Source organism: Pseudoxanthomonas sp., assembly GCF_035999195.1.
GTDB lineage: Bacteria > Pseudomonadota > Gammaproteobacteria > Xanthomonadales > Xanthomonadaceae > Pseudoxanthomonas_A.
In genome coordinates this window covers 1-2,548 of sequence record NZ_DASYGY010000006.1, presented here as the reverse complement: position 1 = coordinate 2,548, position 2,548 = coordinate 1, and the positions used below count along the sequence as shown (strand labels likewise).

Annotated in this window: 3 protein-coding genes; all 3 read left to right on the top strand. The window is 69.1% G+C overall.

The genetic code is table 11. The features are described from left to right. On the top strand, positions 1-339 hold a 339-nt coding region (locus tag VGN58_RS04625), incomplete at its 5' end, for a methyl-accepting chemotaxis protein (RefSeq protein ID WP_327482158.1). 99 nt (positions 340-438) lie between these two features. Beyond that, positions 439-927 carry a chemotaxis protein CheW gene (locus VGN58_RS04620; RefSeq protein WP_055944429.1) on the top strand — a complete coding sequence of 163 codons (489 nt, stop codon included), beginning with the start codon at positions 439-441 and terminating at the stop codon, positions 925-927. 219 nt (positions 928-1,146) lie between these two features. Then, on the top strand, positions 1,147-2,548 hold a 1,402-nt coding region (locus tag VGN58_RS04615; RefSeq protein ID WP_327482157.1), incomplete at its 3' end, for a cache domain-containing protein.

Sequence of the window (2,548 nt, the reverse complement as noted above, 5' to 3'; positions counted from 1 at the left end):
GCCGGTGCGACGATGGCCGAGATCGTGGCCAGCGTGCAGCGCGTGACCGACATCATGGCCGAGATCTCGGCCGCATCGCAGGAACAGTCGGCCGGCATCGAGCAGGTCAACCAGACCATCACCCAGATGGACGAGACCACCCAGCAGAACGCTGCCCTGGTGGAGGAAGCCACCGCCGCCGCCCGCGCGATGGAGGAGCAGGCCCACGCGCTGAGCGATGCCGTCTCCACCTTCCGCCTGGACGGCCACGGCACCGTCGCCCGCCTGGTGCAGGAACGGGTCACCCGCATCGCCGCCGGTGGCGCCCAGCGCGCCGTCGCGGAGCCGGACCTGCACTGACCCCGCTAAAGAAACCCCGCCCGGGGCCGATCTAGGCCTTGACCGGTTCCGCCCCGGGAACCCCGACACCCCTTACCGGCTGCAACAGGAGCCCGACGAATGAGCGACAAGAAGACCCTGGCCGCGGCGACCGCGGACGAGTTCCTCAGCTTCACCCTGGGAGACGAGCACTACGGCGTGGACATCCTGAAGGTCCAGGAAATCCGCGGCTACGACTCGGTCACCCGCCTGCCCGACGCACCGGACTACATCAAGGGCGTCATCAACCTGCGCGGTACCATCGTGCCGGTGATCGACCTGCGCCTGAAGCTGCGGCTGAAGGAGGCACGTTACGACGCCTTCACCGTGATGATCGTGCTGAACGTGGAGGACCGCGTGGTCGGCATCGTGGTGGACAGCGTGTCCGACGTGATCGCCCTCAACGCCGAACAGATCCGCCCCACCCCGGAGTTCGGCGCCAGCGTCGATACCCGCTTCATCTCCGGCATCGGCACCATCGACGAGCGCATGCTGATCCTGCTGGACATCGAGACGCTGATCGACAGCGCCGATCTGGGCCAGCCCCTGCCGGAAGCGGTCGCCGCCTGATCCGCCGCCGGGCATCCGGCAACACGGCAGCACCCCCGAGACCGCGGACCGCAAGGCCCGCGGTCTTCGCGTATGCGGCCATCGCAATCCCGGCCATGCGTCTTTCGTCGACGCACGCAACGCACCCCTGCAAATCCGCGCGCGCCGGCCGATAACACCAGAGGGGCGCACTGCGTTCCCTCCCACTCCCATGCATCGCCCCCGCCGTACGAGATCGCCATGACGCTCAACGCCCGCATCGCCGCCACCCTGTCCCACCTGCCGCTCGGCCGCCGGTTCCTGATCCAGACCGTGCTGGTCGCCTTCGGGGTGATCGCGCTCGCGGTCATCGCCGCGCGCATGCAGTACGTGGACCTCAACAGCACGCGCCAGGCCGGGCTGCAGGCGCAGACCGAGATGGCGCTGGGCGTGATCGAGCGCTACGCGCAGCAGGCCAAGGACGGCACGCTGGACGAGGCCGACGCCAAGGCGCGCGCGCTCGCCACCCTGGCCTCCATGCAGGCCAACAAGGGCGTGGACTACTTCTTCGTCACCGACGAGGCGCCGACCATGCTGATGCATCCCACGCGGCCCGACCTGGTGGGCAAGCCGCTGGACGACGTGCTGAGCCCGGACGGCAAGCGGATCTTCCCGGAATTCGTGCGCGTGGCGCGCGCCGGTGGCGGCCACGTCGACTACAGCTGGGCCAAGGCCGGCGAGGAAGATCCGGTGCCGAAGACCTCGTATGCCGCGCTCTACCAACCCTGGGGCTGGGTGATCGGCACCGGCGTGTACATCGACGACACGCAGGCGCAGGCGCTGCAGTTCACCTTCATCATGACCGCCGTCGGCGGCCTGCTGGTACTGCTGAGCATGGCGATCGGCTGGGTGATCGGCCAGTCCGTGCTGGAGCCGGTGGCCCGCGCCCTGTCCGCCATCAAGGGCGTCTCGCGCGGCGACCTGAGCGTGCGTACCGGCCAGCACGGCCGGGACGAAGTGGGCCAGATGCTGAAGGCCACCGACGAGATGGTGCACATGCTGGAACGCTTCTCGCGCGAGACGCGCGAGATGATCCGCCTGCACGAAGCCGAGGACATCACCCACCGCATGCCGGAGGATTTCCCCGGCGTCTACGGCGAACTGGCCGGCGGCATCAACACCATGATGTTCGAGCACCTGCACGCGTTCCGCGACGCCATCGGCATCCTGGAGCGCTACGCCAGCGGCGACCTCAGCCAGGATGCGCGCCGCCTGCCCGGCACCCGCGCGTTCCTGCACGAGGCGATGGACGCGGCCAAGCAGAGCCTGCTGGCCATCAACGGCGAGATCAAGCGCCTGTCGCAGGCGGCGGCGGCCGGCGACTTCACCGCGCGCGGCGACGAGCGCGGCTTCCGCCACGACTTCCTGCAGATGGTGCAGGACCTGAACACCATGATGGCCACCAGCGACCGCAACCTCGCGCAACTGTCGGCCCTGCTGCGTGCCATCGCCGACGGCGACCTGACCGCGCGCATGGAAGGCGACTTCCACGGCGTGTTCGCCACCATGCGCGACGACGCCAACGCCACCGTCGCCCAGTTGACCGACATCGTCGGCCGCATCCAGGACGCCTCCACCTCCATCAACACCGCCGCCGGCGAGA